The organism is Miltoncostaea marina, from assembly GCF_018141525.1.
GTDB classification, from domain to species: domain Bacteria; phylum Actinomycetota; class Thermoleophilia; order Miltoncostaeales; family Miltoncostaeaceae; genus Miltoncostaea; species Miltoncostaea marina.
Map to the genome: position 1 here is coordinate 795,886 of NZ_CP064655.1, position 16,291 is coordinate 812,176.

At 74.4% G+C, this 16,291-nt stretch carries 17 protein-coding genes; 15 read left to right on the forward strand and 2 right to left on the reverse strand.

The window, feature by feature from the left end; genetic code table 11:
* Positions 1–9 precede the first annotated feature (9 nt).
* The 11 genes from ITJ85_RS03905 to ITJ85_RS03955 all read left to right on the forward strand — a co-directional run bounded on the left by ITJ85_RS03905 (position 10) and on the right by ITJ85_RS03955 (position 13,338).
* Positions 10–1,509, forward strand: a complete 1,500-nt coding sequence (locus tag ITJ85_RS03905; protein WP_217915050.1) for a sensor histidine kinase — start codon at positions 10–12, stop codon at positions 1,507–1,509.
* Positions 1,506–1,940 carry a response regulator gene (locus ITJ85_RS03910; protein ID WP_217915051.1) on the forward strand — a complete coding sequence of 145 codons (435 nt, stop codon included), beginning with the start codon at positions 1,506–1,508 and terminating at the stop codon, positions 1,938–1,940. The genes ITJ85_RS03905 and ITJ85_RS03910 overlap by 4 nt, the downstream gene beginning before the upstream one ends.
* Before the next feature lie 94 nt (positions 1,941–2,034).
* Positions 2,035–3,219, forward strand: a complete 1,185-nt coding sequence (locus ITJ85_RS03915; RefSeq protein WP_217915052.1) for a sensor histidine kinase — start codon at positions 2,035–2,037, stop codon at positions 3,217–3,219.
* Positions 3,216–3,881 carry a response regulator gene (locus tag ITJ85_RS03920; RefSeq protein ID WP_217915053.1) on the forward strand — a complete coding sequence of 222 codons (666 nt, stop codon included), beginning with the start codon at positions 3,216–3,218 and terminating at the stop codon, positions 3,879–3,881. The genes ITJ85_RS03915 and ITJ85_RS03920 overlap by 4 nt, the downstream gene beginning before the upstream one ends.
* Before the next feature lie 149 nt (positions 3,882–4,030).
* On the forward strand, positions 4,031–6,199 hold the full coding sequence (locus ITJ85_RS03925) for an MMPL family transporter (RefSeq protein ID WP_217915054.1): 2,169 nt from the start codon (positions 4,031–4,033) through the stop codon (positions 6,197–6,199).
* Positions 6,200–6,270: 71 nt separating this feature from the next.
* Complete coding sequence (locus tag ITJ85_RS03930; RefSeq protein ID WP_425517102.1) at positions 6,271–7,158, forward strand: SDR family oxidoreductase; 888 nt, start codon at positions 6,271–6,273, stop codon at positions 7,156–7,158.
* Between the two features lie 110 nt (positions 7,159–7,268).
* The gene (locus tag ITJ85_RS03935; protein WP_217915056.1) at positions 7,269–10,049 is read left to right on the forward strand and encodes a type I restriction endonuclease subunit R; all 2,781 of its coding nucleotides are present in this window, start codon (positions 7,269–7,271) and stop codon (positions 10,047–10,049) included.
* Positions 10,046–11,338: a restriction endonuclease subunit S gene (locus tag ITJ85_RS03940; RefSeq protein ID WP_281412223.1), complete on the forward strand. Its 1,293-nt coding sequence runs from the start codon at positions 10,046–10,048 to the stop codon at positions 11,336–11,338. The genes ITJ85_RS03935 and ITJ85_RS03940 overlap by 4 nt, the downstream gene beginning before the upstream one ends.
* Before the next feature lie 7 nt (positions 11,339–11,345).
* Positions 11,346–11,558 carry a DUF4258 domain-containing protein gene (locus tag ITJ85_RS03945; RefSeq protein WP_217915058.1) on the forward strand — a complete coding sequence of 71 codons (213 nt, stop codon included), beginning with the start codon at positions 11,346–11,348 and terminating at the stop codon, positions 11,556–11,558.
* Complete coding sequence (locus ITJ85_RS03950) at positions 11,558–11,851, forward strand: hypothetical protein (protein WP_217915059.1); 294 nt, start codon at positions 11,558–11,560, stop codon at positions 11,849–11,851. Before ITJ85_RS03945 ends, ITJ85_RS03950 begins: the two co-directional genes overlap by 1 nt.
* Positions 11,848–13,338: a class I SAM-dependent DNA methyltransferase gene (locus ITJ85_RS03955; RefSeq protein WP_217915060.1), complete on the forward strand. Its 1,491-nt coding sequence runs from the start codon at positions 11,848–11,850 to the stop codon at positions 13,336–13,338. The genes ITJ85_RS03950 and ITJ85_RS03955 overlap by 4 nt, the downstream gene beginning before the upstream one ends.
* A gap of 26 nt (positions 13,339–13,364) precedes the next feature.
* On the opposite strand, the gene ITJ85_RS03960 is transcribed toward ITJ85_RS03955, so the two are convergent.
* Together ITJ85_RS03960 and ITJ85_RS03965 are read right to left on the reverse strand one after the other, a co-directional pair.
* Positions 13,365–13,844, reverse strand: a complete 480-nt coding sequence (locus ITJ85_RS03960) for an SRPBCC family protein (protein WP_217915061.1) — start codon at positions 13,842–13,844, stop codon at positions 13,365–13,367.
* Entirely contained in the window at positions 13,841–14,161 is a 321-nt protein-coding gene (locus ITJ85_RS03965; protein WP_217915062.1) for an ArsR/SmtB family transcription factor, read from the reverse strand. Before ITJ85_RS03965 ends, ITJ85_RS03960 begins: the two co-directional genes overlap by 4 nt.
* Before the next feature lie 75 nt (positions 14,162–14,236).
* Here ITJ85_RS03965 and folP point away from each other — a divergent pair, with 75 nt between their 5' ends.
* From folP to ITJ85_RS03985, 4 genes are read left to right on the forward strand one after another with little or no spacing between them, the layout of a single operon-like run.
* Positions 14,237–15,067, forward strand: coding sequence for a dihydropteroate synthase (folP, locus tag ITJ85_RS03970; protein WP_217915063.1), 831 nt, complete (start codon positions 14,237–14,239; stop codon positions 15,065–15,067).
* Entirely contained in the window at positions 15,064–15,432 is a 369-nt protein-coding gene (gene folB / locus ITJ85_RS03975; RefSeq protein ID WP_217915064.1) for a dihydroneopterin aldolase, read from the forward strand. The genes folP and folB overlap by 4 nt, the downstream gene beginning before the upstream one ends.
* Positions 15,429–15,944, forward strand: a complete 516-nt coding sequence (gene folK, locus ITJ85_RS03980) for a 2-amino-4-hydroxy-6-hydroxymethyldihydropteridine diphosphokinase (RefSeq protein ID WP_217915065.1) — start codon at positions 15,429–15,431, stop codon at positions 15,942–15,944. The genes folB and folK overlap by 4 nt, the downstream gene beginning before the upstream one ends.
* Before the next feature lie 14 nt (positions 15,945–15,958).
* Positions 15,959–16,288, forward strand: coding sequence for a DUF2469 family protein (locus tag ITJ85_RS03985; protein WP_217915066.1), 330 nt, complete (start codon positions 15,959–15,961; stop codon positions 16,286–16,288).
* Positions 16,289–16,291 lie beyond the last annotated feature (3 nt).

Here is a 16,291-nt window from a genome sequence, read left to right on the forward strand (position 1 = left end):
CGGCTCGGGGTGGGGCAGATCCTGGCCGCCTCCATCGGCGTGCTGCTGCTCGTGGCCGTCGCGAGCATCGTCGTGGGCGTCCGCGCCAACGAGCGCCTCACCGACCGGCGCACGTTCCTCGTCGACGGCATCGACGCCGCGCTCAACCGCGCGCTGGCCCTCGAGAACGCGCTGGTCGACCAGGAGACCGGCGTGCGCGGGTACGCGCTGACCGGCCAGGACGCCTTCCTCGAGCCCTACCGCGCCGGGGTGCGCGCCGAGCGCGACGCCTACCGCGGCTTCGAGCGCCTGGAGCGCGGGGCAGAGGAGTTCGCCGACGAGGCCGCCCGGGTGCGCGAGCGCGCGGACGCCTGGCGCGACGGCTTCGCCGACGAGGCGCTGCGGCGCGTCGACGCGGGCGAGCCGGTGCCCGGCGCGCTCGTCCGCCGCGGCCGCGAGCTCTTCGACGGCGTCCGCGCCTCGGCCGGCGAGCTGCGCGCCGACCTCGAGACCCGCCGGGCCACCGCGCGCGAGGGGCTCTTCGACGCCGCGCGCGGGCTGCGCAACGTCTTCGTCCTCGTGGGCGTGCTGATCGTCGTGAGCGTCGCCGCGGCCGGCCTGCTGCTGCACGCGATCGTGACGCGGCCGCTCGGGCGCCTGGGCGCCGAGGCGCGCCGCGTGGCGACCGGCGACTTCGACGCGCCGCTCGAGCCCGTGCGCGGGCCCCGCGAGGTCGACCAGGTGGGGCGCGACGTCGAGGCGATGCGCGCGCGGATCGTCGAGGAGCTGGCGGCCGTGCGGTCGGCGCGCGCCACGGTCGAGGCGCAGGCCGCCGAGCTCGCCCGCTCGAACGCCGACCTCGAGCAGTTCGCGTACGTCGCCTCCCACGACCTGCAGGAGCCGCTGCGCAAGGTGGCGAGCTTCTGCCAGGTGCTCGAGCGCCGCTACAAGGGGCAGCTCGACGAGCGCGCCGACCAGTACATCCACTTCATCGTGGACGGCGCCAAGCGGATGCAGCTCCTGATCAACGACCTGCTCGCCTTCTCGCGGGTGGGCCGCAAGGGCGCGGCGCGCGAGACGGTCGACGCGAACGATCTGGTCGAGCAGGCCCGCGCCGCCCTCAGCGCGCGGCTGGAGGAGGCCGGGGCGGTCGTCGAGGCGGGCGACCTGCCCGCCGTGGACGGCGAGCGGGTGCTGCTGGTGGCCGTGTTCCAGAACCTGATCGGCAACGGCGTCAAGTTCCGCGGCGACGACCCGCCCCGGGTGCGCATCGAGGCGCACGACGCCGGCGACGCCTGGGAGTTCTGGTGCACCGACAACGGCATCGGGATCGACGAGGAGTTCGCCGAGCGCATCTTCGTCATCTTCCAGCGCCTCCACCCCCGCGAGACGTACGACGGGACCGGGATCGGGCTGGCACTCTGCCGCAAGATCATCGAGTACCACGGCGGGCGCATCTGGCTCGACACGGAACATCGCGGGGGCACGCGCTTCCGCTTCACGCTCCCCAAGGTGAAGGAGGCGGCATGAAGGCCGAGCTCATCGAGGTCCTCCTCGTGGAGGACGACCCCGGCGACGTCATGCTCATCAAGGAGGCCTTCGACGACAAGAAGGTGGGCAACCGCCTCTCGGTCGTCGGCGACGGGGTGGAGGCGATGGCCTTCCTGCGCCGCGAGGGCGGGTACGCCGACGCCGCGCGGCCGGACCTCATCCTGCTCGACCTCAACCTGCCGCGGAAGAACGGCCGCGAGGTGCTGGCCGAGATCAAGAGCGACCCCGACCTGAGCCTCATCCCGGTGATCGTGCTCACGACCTCCGAGGCCGAGGAGGACATCGTGCGCTCGTACCAGCTCCACGCGAACGCGTACATCACGAAGCCGGTCGACTTCGACCAGTTCGCCGGCGTCGTGCACCAGATCGACGAGTTCTTCGTCGGCGTGGTGAAGCTGCCCAGCCGCTGAGCCCCGCGGGGCGCCCGCGTACCCCCGCGGGAGTAGTCCCGCCTGCGCCCGGGGACCGATGACGCGCCCGCGGGGTCGCCGCTACGGTGACCCCGTGAGCCTGAGCGAGCTGCGGGAGCGCCTGCGCCGGGTCCCCCCGGCGGCGGCGGACGCCGTCGTGGCGGCGGCGGTGGCCCTCGGCGTGTCGGTCGCGATCGCCGCGCGGCAGGAGCCCGACGCCGCCGAGCCGGACGCGCTGGCCTACCTCGTGGGCGTCGCCATCGCGGCCCCGCTGCTCGTGCGCCGTCGCCGCCCGCTGGGCGGCTTCCTGGTGTCGGCGGCGCTCGTGATGGCCTATCACGCGCTCGGGTACCCGGCGATCGGCCTCGCCGCCCCGCTCGCCGTGGGCCTCTACTCGGCCGCCCGGGCCGGCCGGGCGCTGCCCGCGCTGGCGGTGATGCTGCTGCTGGAGGTGAACGGCTTCGCCTACCAGGTGCTCGTGGAGGGCGGCTCCCTCGTCTCGGTGGTGGGGAGCCAGCTGATGATCGAGCTGCTGCTGATCGCCGCGCTGCTGCTGCTGGCCGAGGCGCTGCGCAGCCGGCGCGCCTGGATGGACGAGGTCACCGAGCGCCTGCGCCGCACGGAGGAGGAGCGCGAGCGCGAGGCGCAGGCGCGCCTGGAGGCCGAGCGGCGGCGCATCGCCCGGGAGATGCACGACGTCCTGGCCCACACGGTCGCCGTGATCGGCGTGCAGGCCGGCGTCGCCGCCGAGGCGGTCGCCGACGCGCCCGACGAGGCGCGCGCCGCCCTGGGCGTCATCCGCGAGAAGAGCCGCGAGGCGATGGCGGAGATCCGCGCCGCCGTGGGCGTCCTGCGCGAGCCCGGGGGGGCGGCGCCGCGCGCGCCCGCGCCGGGCCTCGCCCGCCTGGAGGACCTCGTCGGCGCCGCCGAGGCGGCCGACCTGCGCGTGGAGGTCAGCGTGTCGGGCCGCGCGCGCCCGCTGCCCGGCGCGGTCGACCTGACGGCGTACCGGATCGTGCAGGAGTCGCTGACCAACGTGCTGCGCCACGCCCGCGCGGGCGTGGCGCGGGTGGCGATCGGCTACGAGCCGGGCGCGCTGGTCGTGGAGGTCGGCGACGACGGCGCGGGGCACGGCGGCCGCCCGCCTGCCGTCGGGCACGGCCTGGCGGGCATGCGCGAGCGCGCCGCGGCCCTCGGGGGGCGGCTGGAGGCCGGTCCGGGCGACGGCGCGGGCTTCCGGGTGCGCGCCTGGCTGCCGACCGCGGAGGGCCCGACGTGAGCGTGCGGGTCGTGCTCGCCGACGACCAGACGCTCGTGCGCTCGGGCCTGCGCGCCCTGCTCGAGCGGGCCGACGACATCGAGGTCGTCGACGAGGCCGCCGACGGCGAGGGCGCCGTGGCCGCCGCCCGGGCCCACCGCCCCGACGTGCTGCTGATGGACATCCGCATGCCCGGCGTCGACGGCATCGAGGCCACCCGGCGCATCGCGGCCGACGCCGGGCTGGCGTCGGTGCGGGTGGTGATGCTGACCACCTACGAGCTCGACGAGTACGTGTTCGAGGCGCTCTACGCCGGCGCGAGCGGCTTCCTGCTGAAGGAGATCGAGCCGGAGGAGCTGCGCGAGGCCGTCCGCGTGGTGGCCCGGGGCGACGCCCTGCTCGCGCCGAGCGTCACCCGCCGCCTCATCCGGGAGTTCACCGCACAGCCCGGCCGCCGCCGGCCGCCGCCGGAGGGGCTCGGCGAGCTCACCGACCGTGAGCGCGAGGTGGTGGCGCTGGTCGCGCAGGGCCTCTCGAACGCGGCGATCGCCGAGCGGCTCGTGATCAGCCCGGCGACGGCCAAGACCCACGTGAGCCGCGCGATGACCAAGCTGCACGCGCACGACCGCGCCCAGCTCGTGGTGCTGGCCTACGAGACCGGGTTGGTGCGGCCCGCGCCGTAGGGCGCCCGTACCCCCGCCGGCGTAGCGGGCCGCCGGGGGCCACCCCGCCGGGCGCAGCGCAGGTGACCCCCGCGCGACGACGACGCGGCGCGCCCCGGCGCCGACCATGACGGGCGGTCACGGTCACCGGACACGGGAGGCACCCCGCGATGCACGCACACCCGACGCCTGCAGGCGGCGCGCTCGGCGCGCTGACCCGGGCCGTCCTGCGCCACCGGCGCCTCGTGGCGGTGGCGTGGGCGGTCCTGGCGCTGGCCGGCCTGGCCGCCGCCGGCCCGGCCTCCGACGCGCTCGACGACGACTTCGCGATGCCGGGCAGCGCGGCCTACGCCGCCAACGAGCGCATCGAGCGGGCCCTCGGCTCGGGCGGCGGCTCGCCGGCGCTCGCGGCCGTGGTGCGGCTGCCCGCGGGAGCCGCGCCGGGCGACCCGGCGGTGCGCGCCGACCTGCGGGCCCTCGAGCGGCGCCTGGCGGCCGCCCTGCCGGGCGCCCGCGTGGCGTCGTACGGCTCGCTGCCGGACGACGCCCTGGTCGGCGACGACGGCCGCACGACCTTCGCGCTCGCGCACCTGCCGGCCGGCGCCGTGGGCGCGCAGGGCGCGGTCGACCCGGCGGCCCTCGCGGCCGCGAGGGGCGCGGCCGCCGGCTCGCGGGTGGCGGGCGCGCCGGTCGTGCTGACCGGCACGCCCGTGCTGCAGCAGGCGGCCGAGGACGAGGCGGGCGGCACGGGCGTCCTGGTGGAGACGCTGCTGGCCGGCGTCGCGGCGCTCGCCGTGCTGGCGTTCGTCTTCGCCTCGGCGCTCGCCCTCGTGCCGGCGGTGATCGCGGCGGTCGCCATCCCCACGAGCCTGCTCGCGGTCTGGGGGCTCGCCTCGCTGACCGACGTGAGCTCGATCGTGCTGTTCCTGGTCTCGCTGATCGGGCTCGGCATCGCGATCGACTACGCCCTGCTGGTCGTGACCCGCTGGCGCGAGGAGCGCGACGCGGGGGCGGGCGACGACGAGGCCGTGGCGGTCGCGATGGCGACCGCGGGCCGGGCGGTCGTGCTGAGCGGCGCCACCGTGGCGATCGGGCTGCTCGCGGCCGTCGCGCTGCCGGTCCCGTTCCTGCGCTCCATGGCGATCGGCGGCCTGCTGGTCCCGCTCGTGTCGGTGGCCGTCGCCCTCACCCTGCTGCCGGTGCTGCTGGCGACGATCGGCCCACGCGCCGACCGCCGCCGCCTGCGGCGCACGGACCGGGCCGAGCGCCACTGGGCGGCGTGGGCGCGGCTCGTGCTGCGGCGCCGCTGGGCGGCGACGGCCGGCGGCCTGGCCGTGCTCGGCGCGCTGGCGGCGGTGGCGGGCGGCATGCTGCTGGGCCTGCCGGAGGCGGGCTCGCTCGACTCCTCGGGGCCGCCCCGGGCCGCCCTGCAGGCGCTCGAGCGCTCGGGCGTCGGCGCGGCGCCGCTCGCGCCGGTGGAGGTGCTCGCCCCCGCCGGCCGGGCCGAGGAGGTCGCCCGCGAGCTGGGGGCGGTGGAGGGCGTGCGCGGCGCGATCGCGCCGCAGGGGGACGGCTGGCGAGCCGGCGGTCTCGCCGCCATCGACGTGCTGCCGGCGGTCGACACCAACTCCCGCGAGGGGCGCGAGGTCGTCGCGGCGGTGCGCCAGCGCGCCGGTGAGCTGCCCGGCGTGGCGGTGGGCGGCTCCACCGCGTTGGTCGAGGACTTCGTGGACGACGTCTACGGCGCGTTCCCGCTCATGCTCGGCCTGATCGCGGCCGTGACGTTCGTGCTGCTGGCCCGCGCGTTCCGCTCGCTGCTGCTGCCGCTGAAGGCGGTGGCGCTCAACGTGCTCTCGGTGGTCGCCGCGTGGGGCGCGATGACCGTCGTCTGGCAGCACGGCGCCGGCGCGGAGGCGGTCTTCGGCACGCGGGCGCCCGGCTCCATCGAGTTCTGGGTGCCCATGATGGTGTTCGCGTTCCTCTACGGGCTCTCGATGGACTACGAGGTGTTCATCCTCGCCCGCATGCGCGAGGAGTACGACGCCACCGGCTCCACCGGCGAGGCGGTGGTGCGCGGCATCGCGCGCACCGGGCGGCTGGTGACGAGCGCGGCCCTGATCCTGTTCCTGGCGTTCGCCTCCATGGCCACGGCCGGGCCCGTCGAGGTGAAGGTGCTGGCGACGGGCCTCGCCGCCGGGATCCTGATCGACGCCGTGGTGGTGCGCGCGCTGCTCGTGCCCGCCGTCGTCTCGGTGATGGGGCGCTGGAACTGGTGGCTGCCGCGCCCGCTGGGGCGGCTGCTGCGGGTGCCCGCCGCCGCGTCGACCGCGGGCCGGTGAGCCCGCGCGCCGCCCCGCCTGCGAGACTGCCCGCCTCACGGAGAGGGGGGACGACGACGCTCGACGACCGCATCGCCCTCGTGGCCGGCGCCACCCGCGGCGCCGGCCGCGGCATCGCGGTCGCGCTCGGCGAGGCCGGCGCGACCGTCTGGTGCACCGGCCGCACGACCCGCGACCGGCGCTCCGAGTACGACCGCCCGGAGACGATCGAGGAGACCGCCGAGCTGGTCACGGCGGCCGGCGGCACGGGGATCGCCGTGGCGGTCGACCACCTCGACCCGGCCGCTGTCGAGGCGCTCGTGGCGCGCATCGACCGCGAGCACGGGCGGCTCGACGTGCTGGTCAACGACGTCTGGGGCGGCGAGAAGCTGTTCGCGTTCGACACGCCGCTGTGGGAGCACGACCTCGCCGACGGCCTGCGGATGATGCGCCTCGGACTCGACACCCACCTCATCACCAGCCACTTCGCCCTGCCGCTGCTCGCGCGCCGCCCCGGCGGCCTGGTGGTGGAGATGACCGACGGCACCCGCGCCTACAACGACGCCAACTACCGCAACTCCGCCTTCTACGACCTGGTGAAGAACGCGGTCATCCGCCTGGCGTTCGCCCAGGCGCGGGAGCTCGCCCCCCACGGCTGCGCGGCGGTCGCGCTCACCCCCGGCTGGCTGCGCTCGGAGATGATGCTCGAGGCGTTCGGCGTGACCGAGGAGACCTGGCGCGACGCCCCCGAGCCGCACTTCGCGGCGATCTCGGAGAGCCCCCGCTTCGTGGGCCGCGCGGTCGCGGCGCTCGCCGCCGACCCGGAGGTCCGCCGGCGCAGCGGCGGCTCGTTCTCGTCGGGCGAGCTGGCCCGCGACTACGGCTTCACCGACATCGACGGCTCGCGGCCCGACTGCTGGCGCTACCTCGCCGAGGTGCAGGATCGCGGGCTGCCCGCCGACCCCACCGGCTACCGCTGAGCGCGCCGGCCGGCGCCCCGGACTCCCCGTGCGATGGGTGACCGCCGCGGCTCACATGGGCGATCATCTGGCGCTGTGAGCCCCGCCCCCGCGCACCGCTCATCCACGGCGTGACCGACGGCCGCCTTGCGTACCTGACCCCCGAGGCGCGCGCCCGGGTGGAGATCGACCGCATGCTCGACGCGGCCGGCTGGGTGGTCCAGGACTACTCCCGCGCCGACCTGTCGGCCGGCCGCGGCGTGGCGGTGCGCGAGTTCGTGATGGCGCCCCCGCACGGGCGCGCCGACTACCTCCTGTTCATCGACGGCCGGCCGGCCGGCGTGATCGAGGCCAAGAAGGAGGGCGAGACGCTGACCGGCGTGGCGTGGCAGACGGCGAAGTACCTCGACGGACTGCCCGACCACGTGACGCCGGCGATCGAGGGCGTCCTGCCGTTCGTCTACCAGTCGACCGGCGTCGAGACCCGCTTCACGAACACGCTCGATCCCGAGCCCGCCTCCCGGCAGGTCTTCTGGTTCCACCGGCCGGCGACGCTGGCCGCTGCGCTCGACCTGCGGGTCCACCCGCGTGCGCCGACCCTCCGGCACCGGCTCCGCGAGCTGCCCGGGCTCGACGACGCGGCCCTTTGGCCGGCCCAGGCCCGCGCGATCCGCAACCTCGAGGAGTCGCTCGTCGCGGGCCGCCCGCGCGCGCTGATCCAGATGGCCACCGGGTCGGGGAAGACCTTCACGGCGGCGAACATCGCCTACCGGCTCATCAAGCACGCCGACGCGCGGCGCATCCTGTTCCTGGTCGACCGGGCCAACCTCGGTCGCCAGACGCTGAAGGAGTTCCAGGGCTTCGTCACGCCCGGTGACGGCCGCAAGTTCACCGACCTCTACAACGTCCAGCACCTGGCCTCGAACACCATCGACCCTGTGGCGCGGGTCACGATCTCGACCATCCAGCGCCTCTACTCGACGCTGCGCGGCGATCCCGAGCTGGACCAGGAGGTCGACGAGCACTCCTCCATGGAGCTGGTCCCTGCCGACCCGGTGCCGGTGGCCTACAACCCGGCGCTGCCGATCGAGGAGTTCGACGTGATCATCGTCGACGAGTGCCACCGCTCGATCTTCGGCGTCTGGCGGCAGGTCATCGACTACTTCGACGCCTTCGTGATCGGCCTCACCGCCACGCCGAACAAGCAGGCGTTCGGGTTCTTCAACCAGAACCTGGTCATGGAGTACAGCCACGAGCAGGCGGTGGCCGACGGCGTCAACGTCGACTTCGACGTCTACCGCATCCGCACGCAGATCACCGAGCACGGCGGCACGATCGACGCCGGCCTGGTGACGCAGTTCCGCGACCGCCAGACCCGGCGCACCCGCTGGGAGAAGCTCGACGACGAGGTCGAGTACGGCGCCGAGAAGCTCGACCGGGCGGTGGTGGCCCGCGACCAGATCCGGACCGTCATCCGCACGTTCCGCGACCGCCTGTTCACCGAGATCTTCCCCGGCCGGACCAACGTCCCGAAGACGCTGATCTTCGCGAAGGACGACTCGCACGCCGACGACATCGTCCAGATCGTGCGCGAGGAGTTCGGCCGCGGCGACGACTTCGCCGTGAAGATCACCTACAAGGCGACCGGCCGCTCCACCGACGAGATGATCCGCGAGTTCCGCAACTCACCGATGCCGCGGATCGCGGTCACCGTGGACATGATCGCCACCGGCACCGACGTGCGGCCGCTCGAGTGCGTGTTCTTCATGCGGTCGGTCAGGAGTCGCACCTACTTCGAGCAGATGAAGGGGCGCGGCGTCCGGGTGATCGGCGAGACCGACTTCCGCGTGGTCACCTCGGACGCGCGGGCGAAGGAACGATTCGTGATCGTCGACGCCGTCGGCGTGACCGAGACCGACCTGGTCGACACGCCGCCGATGGACCGCGAGCCGACGGTGCCGCTCGAGGCGCTCCTGCGCCGGCTCTCCTTCGGAGACCGCCGCCAGGAGGTGGTCTCGTCGATCGCCGCGCGCCTCGCGCGGCTCGACCGCCGCCTGACCGGTGAGGACCGCCGCGACTTGGAGGGGCTCGCCGGCGGCCGCACCCTCGCCGACATCGCGCGCGGCATCGTCGAGGCGACCGACCCCGACCGCCAGATCGCGGCGGCGGGCGGCGAGGGCGCCACCGCCGACCGCCTCGCGACGGTCTCGCGGGAGCTGATCGACGCGGCCGTCGCGCCGCTCGCCTCCAATCCCGAGCTGCGCGAGCGCATCGTGGAGGTGCGCCGCTCCTACGAGCAGGTGATCGACGAGTTCTCCCGCGACGAGGTGATTGAGGCCGGCTACTCCAAGGACGCCGCCGACCGCGCCCGGGCGACGATCACCTCGTTCGAGCGCTTCATCGAGGAGCACCGCGACGAGATCACCGCCCTGCAGGTGCTGTACAGCGCGCCCCATCCGCAGCGCCTGACGTTCCGGCAGGTCAAGGAGCTCGCCCAGGCGATCGGCCGCCCGCCGCACGCCTGGACCCCGGACCGCCTCTGGGCCGCCTACGAGGCGCTCGACGGGTCGAAGGTGCGCGGCTCCGGATCGCGGGTCCTCGCCGACGTCGTCTCGCTGGTGCGCTTCGCCCTCCACCAGGAGGACGAGCTCGTGCCCTACCCCGAGCGGGTGCGCGAGCGCTTCGAGGCCTGGCTACTCCAGCAGGAGAACGCCGGGCGCACGTTCACCGACGAGCAGCGGGCCTGGCTGGGGCGCATCCGCGACCACGTCGCCGCCTCGCTCGGCGTGGAGGTCGACGACTTCTCGTACACCCCGTTCGTGGAGCACGGCGGGCTCGGGAAGGCGGCCGAGGTCTTCGGCGGCGAGCTGCGCCCGCTGCTCGATGAGCTGAACGAGGCGCTCACCGTATGAGTGGGCTGCCACCGGGGTGGGTCTTGGCAAGGCTCGACGACTGCTGCGCGGTGACGCTGGGGCAGTCGCCTCCGGGACGATCATTCAATACGGAGGGGAACGGCTTCCCGTTCTTTCAAGGCAAGGCGGAGTTCGGCGCCCTGAAGCCCACCGTGAGAAAGTGGACGACCGAGGCTATTCGCCTGGCTGAGGAGGATGCGGTCCTGCTCTCCGTCCGTGCGCCAGTCGGGCCCGTCAACCTGGCTCCGAGTGACTGTGCCGTCGGGCGCGGCCTGGCGGCGCTGTCCCCGCTTGGTGGCATCGATAGCCGGTACCTGCTCTACGGCATGCGCGCGACTGCCCACCTGTTGGCGCGACAAGCTACGGGCAGCACCTTCCCGGCCGTCAACGGTCATCAGGTGCGTGGGCATCCGTTGCCGATGGCACCGTTAGTAGAGCAGCGACGGATCGTCGCGGCGATCGAGGAGCAGTTCTCGCGGCTCGACTCCGCGGACGGCTCGCTCCTGGCCGCCAAAGCGCGACTCGAGCTCCTTCGATCAACGGTCATGGGGGTCACGACCCGCGAGGACTGGCCATGGACGATGCTCGGCGAGATCGCCGATGTCGTCGGCGGTGTGACCAAGGACTCGAAGCGTCAGTTGGACCCCCGCTTCGTGGAAGTACCGTATCTGCGAGTCGCGAACGTGCAGCGTGGGTTCCTCGACCTGGCAACGGTCACCACGATCCGCGTCGCTCCCGAGCGGGCGGCGGCACTGGAACTCTTGCCTGGTGACGTGCTCTTCAACGAGGGCGGTGACCGCGACAAGCTCGGGCGGGGTGCGGTTTGGAACGGAGAGCTCCCCGGGTGCATCCACCAGAACCATGTCTTCCGCGCCCGCCTGGCGGAGGGGTTCGAGCCGAAGTTCGTCTCCCTGCACGGCAACACCTTCGGCCGCCGCTGGTTCGAAAAGAATGGCCGGCAGACGACGAATCTGGCGTCGATCAGTCTCGGGGTCCTCCGTCGGTTCCCCGTTCCGGCCCCGCCGCTCGACGAGCAACGTCGCATCGTGGACGAGGTCGAGGCTCGGCTTTCGGTGATCGACGACATGCTTGCAGCGATCGACGGCGCGACCGGGCGGAGCGCCGCCCTCCGCCGCGCGATCCTCGAGTGCGCCTTCCGTGGCGAGCTGGTTTCCCAGGACCCGTCCGACGAGCCGGCCTCTGTCCTGCTGGAGCGCATCCGCGCGGAACGGGCGGCTGCGCCGCCGCGCCGCCGTCGCGCGGCCCGAGCGCCGGCCCGGACGGGCTGACCGCCCGATGCGGTTCAGCAGGCACGCCCGCAACGGGATGCGGCTGTATCGCGTCACCGAGCGCGACGTGGAGGGCATCGTGGCGAACCCCGCTGAGACGGGCCAAGATGAGCGGGGCAACGACGTGTTCGTCGGGTTCGTCGACGGACGGAGGATCCGGGTCGTGTTGGCGGCCGACGACCCCGGCTTCGTGATCACGGTGCACGAGAGGAGGGCGTGATGCGCGCGGAGTACGACAGCACGGCGGACGCGCTCGCGATCGACCTCGTGCGCGAGCCGGTCGCCGCGTCCGGAGAGGGCGTGGACGAGCGGTGCACGGTGGCGCTCGACGGGTCGGGCGCCGCGATCAGCGTCGAGCTGCTCTACCCGTCGGTGGGCGTCGAGGGGCCGCTCACAGCGGCCGCCGAGCGGTACGGGCTCGACGCCGAGGCGCTGATCGCCGCTGCCCGGTCGGCCCTGGCGGCGCCCGACCGCGAGGTCGTCCTCGAGGTCGGGGCGCGGTCGGCGGCGTGAGCACGCAGAACGGCCTGGTCCAGCGGCTCTGGAACTACTGCAACGTCCTGCGCGACGACGGCCTGTCGTACGGGGACTACCTCGAGCAGCTCACCTACCTGCTGTTCCTGAAGATGGCCGACGAGCAGGTCGAGCTCGGCCTGGTGGAGCGCTCGGCGGTGCCCGAGGGGCTCGACTGGCCGAGCCTGATGGCGCTCGACGGCGACGCGCTTGAGGTGCACTACCGCCACGTGCTGACCGAGCTCGGCCGCCGGCCGGGGATGCTCGGCGTCGTGTTCCGCAAGGCGCAGAACCGCATCCAGGACCCGGCGAAGCTGCGGCGCCTGATCGCCGACCTGATCGACCGCGAGACCTGGATGACGCTCGACGCGGACGTGAAGGGCGACGCCTACGAGGGCCTGCTCGAGAAGAACGCCGAGGACGTCAAGTCGGGCGCGGGGCAGTACTTCACGCCCCGCGCGCTGATCCGGGCGATCGTTGAGGTCATGCGCCCGCAGCCCGGCACGCGCATCTGCGACCCGGCCTGCGGCACCGGCGGCTTCCTGCTCGCCGCGCACGAGTGGATCACGCGCCACCACCCGTACCTCGACCGCGACCAGAAGCGGCACCTGCGCTTCGACGCCCTGCGCGGCTGGGAGATCGTCGACAACACGGCGCGCCTCTGCGTGATGAACCTGCTGCTGCACGGCATCGGCGACGAGACGGCCGACAGCCCGATCGCGGTCGAGGACGCGCTGCAGGGGACGGGCGAGCGGTTCGACATGGTGCTGACCAACCCGCCGTTCGGCCGCAAGTCCTCGATCAGCATCGTCAACGCCGACGGGCAGAGCGAGCGCGAGGGCATCGAGATCCTGCGCGACGACTTCTGGGCCTCGACCTCCAACAAGCAGCTCAACTTCGTGCAGCACGTCGTGAGCCTGCTGCGCATCGGCGGCCGGGCGGCCGTCGTCGTGCCCGACAACGTGCTGTTCGAGGGCGGTGCCGGCGAGACGGTGCGCCGAAAGCTCCTGGCGACCTGCGACGTCCACACCCTGCTGCGCCTGCCGACCGGCATCTTCTACGCGCAGGGCGTGAAGGCGAACGTGCTCTTCTTCGACCGCAAGCCCGCCTCCGAGACGCCGTGGACGCGCGAGCTGTGGGTCTACGACCTGCGCACGAACATGCACTTCACGCTGAAGCAGAACCCGCTCGGCCCGGATGACCTGCGCGACTTCGCCGAAGCGTTCCGAGCCGAGGACCGCGGCGCGCGCACCGAGTCCGAGCGCTTCAAGCGCTTCACCTACGACGAGCTGATGGCCCGCGACAAGGTGAGCCTCGACCTCACCTGGCTGCGCGACGACTCCCTCGAGGACGCCGAGAACCTGCCCCCGCCCGACCTCATCGCACGCGAGATCGTCGAGGACCTGGAGGCCGCGCTGGCCGAGTTCGCGGCCATCGCGGAGGGGCTCGCGCCGAAGGCCGATCACGAGGCCCCGGGCGACGGCTGAGGGCGGTCGCCCCGGGCCGCCGGGACTCAGGCCGTCAAGGCCGCGGCCAGCTCGCGCATGAACAGGCCCCACCCGTCGGGGGCCCCCACGGCGGCGCGCATGCCGCCGCCGGCGTCGCCGTGCACCTCGAAGCCGCGGTGCTCCAGCTCGACGCGGGTGGAGGACGGCCCCTCGGCGACGAAGCGCACCTCGACCTCGGTCGCCCGGGCGGGGTCGGGGTCGTAGCGGAAGTCGGGCCCGAGGTGCCAGGCGAGCAGTACCCGGGCCGGCGGCTCCAGCTCGAGCACCCGGCCCCAGTCGCACTCCGTGCCGTCGGGGGCGCGCTCGAACCAGCGGCCCCCCGGCCGCTGCTCCAGCACGATCGCCTCGGGGCGCACGGCGCCGATGTGGTGCTCGGTGGACCACCAGTTGCCGGTGTTCTCGACGAACACGGCGTAGGCGCGCTCGCGGGGCACGGCGACGGTGATCGAGCAGCGCACGGGTGCGTGGATCGCCTGCGAGGTCATCGGTCCTCCTGCGTGTCGGCCTCGGCCGCATCCTTGAAGGCGGCGAGGGCGCTGGTCCAGAAGCGGTCGAGGTAGGCCCGCATCGCCCCGATGCCGTCGGGGTCGAGGCCGTAGATGCGGCGGGTGCCCTCGCGGCGGTCGCGCACCAGCCCGGCGTCCTTCAGCACGCGCAGGTGCTGCGAGACCGCGGGGCGGCTGACCGGCACGCCGGCCGCCAGCTCGCCGACCGAGCGGGGGCGCTCGGCGAGCCGCTCGAAGAGCGCTCGGCGGGTGGGGTCCGCGAGGGCCGTGAGACCGTCTGAAACGTTCGTCGTCACTTACGGTAAGTTTGGGCTTACTGATAGCGGCCTGTCAAGCGCGCCCGGGCGGCGGCACCGGCGTACGCTGCGCGCGTGGCCGACCCGCTCGCCTGGCTGACGCCCCCGTGCGTCATGGGGATCCTCAACGTCACCCCCGACTCGCTGTGGGCCGGCTCCGGGCCGCTCGGCCCCGGCGCCGCGCTGGAGCGGATCGCGGCGATGGCGGCCGACGGCGCGGCGATCTGCGACGTGGGCGCGGAGAGCACCCGGCCCGGCTCCGACCCCGTGCCGCCCCACGAGCAGCTGCGGCGCCTGGACGGCGTGCTGCGGGCCGTCCGCGAGCGGCCGCCGGCGATCGCGCTCTCGATCGACACGAGCTCGGCCGAGGTGGCGGCCGCGGCGATCGACGCCGGGGCGGTGCTGGTCAACGACGTGAGCGCGGGGCGGGCCGACCCGGCGCTGCTGCCGCTCGCCGCCGAGCGGGGCGTGGCCGTCTGCCTGGTGCACATGCGAGGCGACCCGCGCACGATGCAGGTCGACCCGCGCTACGACGACGTGGTGCGCGAGGTGCGCGACCACCTCGCCCGGCGCATGGAGGCGGCGGTCGCCGCGCGCGTGCCCGAGGGGCGCATCGTGCTCGACCCGGGCCTCGGCTTCGGCAAGACCCTCGGCCACAACCTGGCGCTGCTGGCCGGCGTGCCGGCGCTGGCGGCGCTCGGCCGCCCCGTGCTGATCGGCGCGTCGCGCAAGAGCATGTTCAAGGCGCTGCTCGGCCGGGAGGTGGACGAGCGCATGCCGGCCTCCGTGGCCGCGGGCCTGGCCGCCGTCGCCCGCGGCGCGGCCGTGCTGCGCGCGCACGACGTGCGCGAGACGAGCGACGCGCTGCGGGTGTGGGCCGCCGTGGCGGGCGCGGAGGCCCGGTGAGCGGCGACCGGCTGACGGTGGCGATCCGCGGCCTGGAGGTGTTCGGGCGGCACGGGGTGCTGCCGGCCGAGACCGAGCTCGGCCAGCGCTTCGTGGTCGACGTGGAGCTGGAGCTCGCCGCCGCCGGCGCCGCCGCCAGCGACCGGCTGGAGGACACGGTCGACTACGCGGCCCTCGCCGACGCCGTGGCGGCGATCGTGGCCGGGGAGCCGGTCGCCCTGCTCGAGCGCCTCGCGGGGCGGATCGCCGATCGGGCGCTGCAGGAGCGGCACGCCGCGGCGGTGGCGGTGACGGTGCGAAAGCCCCACGTGGCCCTCCCGCACGTCGTGCGGGAGACCGCCGTCACGCTGCGGCGCGCGCGGTGAGCCGCTACTGGCTGGGCCTGGGGGCCAACCTGGGCGACCGGCGGGCGGCGATCGAGGCCGCGCTGGCGGCCCTCGCGCGCGAGGGGCGGGTGGAGGCGGTCAGCGCGCTCTACGAGACCGCCCCGCGCGAGCTGGAGGACCAGCCGGCCTTCCTCAACGCCGCCGCCCGCCTGGCGACGGCGCTCGAGCCCCCGGCGATGCTCGCCGCGGCGAAGCGGATCGAGCGGGGGCTCGGCCGCGAGCCGGGCGGCGTGCGCTTCGGGCCGCGCCCCCTCGACTGCGACCTGCTGCTGTGGGACGGCGGCGAGTGGCGTGGGCCCGGCCTCGAGATCCCGCACCCGCGCCTGCACGAGCGCCGCTTCGCCCTCCTGCCGCTGCTCGACCTGGACCCCGGGCTGGCGCTGCCCGACGGCCGCCGCGTGGCTGATCTGGCGGCCGCCATCGATCCGGCCGCGCAGCCCGCCGAGCGCCTGGCGGGGCCCCTGCGGGCGCCCGAGGGGGGTGAGGTATGATCGGCGGCCGTCCCATGGAGGAGCCCGGCATGTCCCACACCGACGAGCTCGAGGAGTACGACGCCGAGCTCGAGCTGCGGCTGAAGCGCGAGTACGCGGACGTCTTCCCGCTGTTCCGGTTCTGCGTCCTGACGCAGGAGGCGACGTACCTCTGCAACCGCTTCGAGCGGGACTTCATGCCGCAGGCGTCCTACCCGTTCTTCCACATCACGATGGAGGACGTCTGGGTGTGGGACAAGAACCGGCCCACCCGGATCATCCCGCGGGTCGAGATCTACACGACCCAGGACGTCACGGTGGAGATCCTGAAGGGCGGGGAGCAGCCGGAGACCGACGGGGGCTAGCCG

Excerpts from the sequence above, each read along its gene's own strand:
- ITJ85_RS03910 (WP_217915051.1), top strand. The coding sequence starts at position 1,506 with ATGAAGGCCGAGCTCATCGAGGTCCTCCTCGTGGAGGACGACCCCGGC.
- ITJ85_RS03950 (WP_217915059.1), top strand. The coding sequence starts at position 11,558 with ATGCGCGCGGAGTACGACAGCACGGCGGACGCGCTCGCGATCGACCTC.
- ITJ85_RS03925 (WP_217915054.1), top strand. The coding sequence starts at position 4,031 with ATGCACGCACACCCGACGCCTGCAGGCGGCGCGCTCGGCGCGCTGACC.
- ITJ85_RS03985 (WP_217915066.1), top strand. The coding sequence starts at position 15,959 with ATGGAGGAGCCCGGCATGTCCCACACCGACGAGCTCGAGGAGTACGAC.
- ITJ85_RS03945 (WP_217915058.1), top strand. The coding sequence starts at position 11,346 with ATGCGGTTCAGCAGGCACGCCCGCAACGGGATGCGGCTGTATCGCGTC.
- ITJ85_RS03960 (WP_217915061.1), bottom strand. The coding sequence starts at position 13,844 with ATGACCTCGCAGGCGATCCACGCACCCGTGCGCTGCTCGATCACCGTC.
- ITJ85_RS03940 (WP_281412223.1), top strand. The coding sequence starts at position 10,046 with ATGAGTGGGCTGCCACCGGGGTGGGTCTTGGCAAGGCTCGACGACTGC.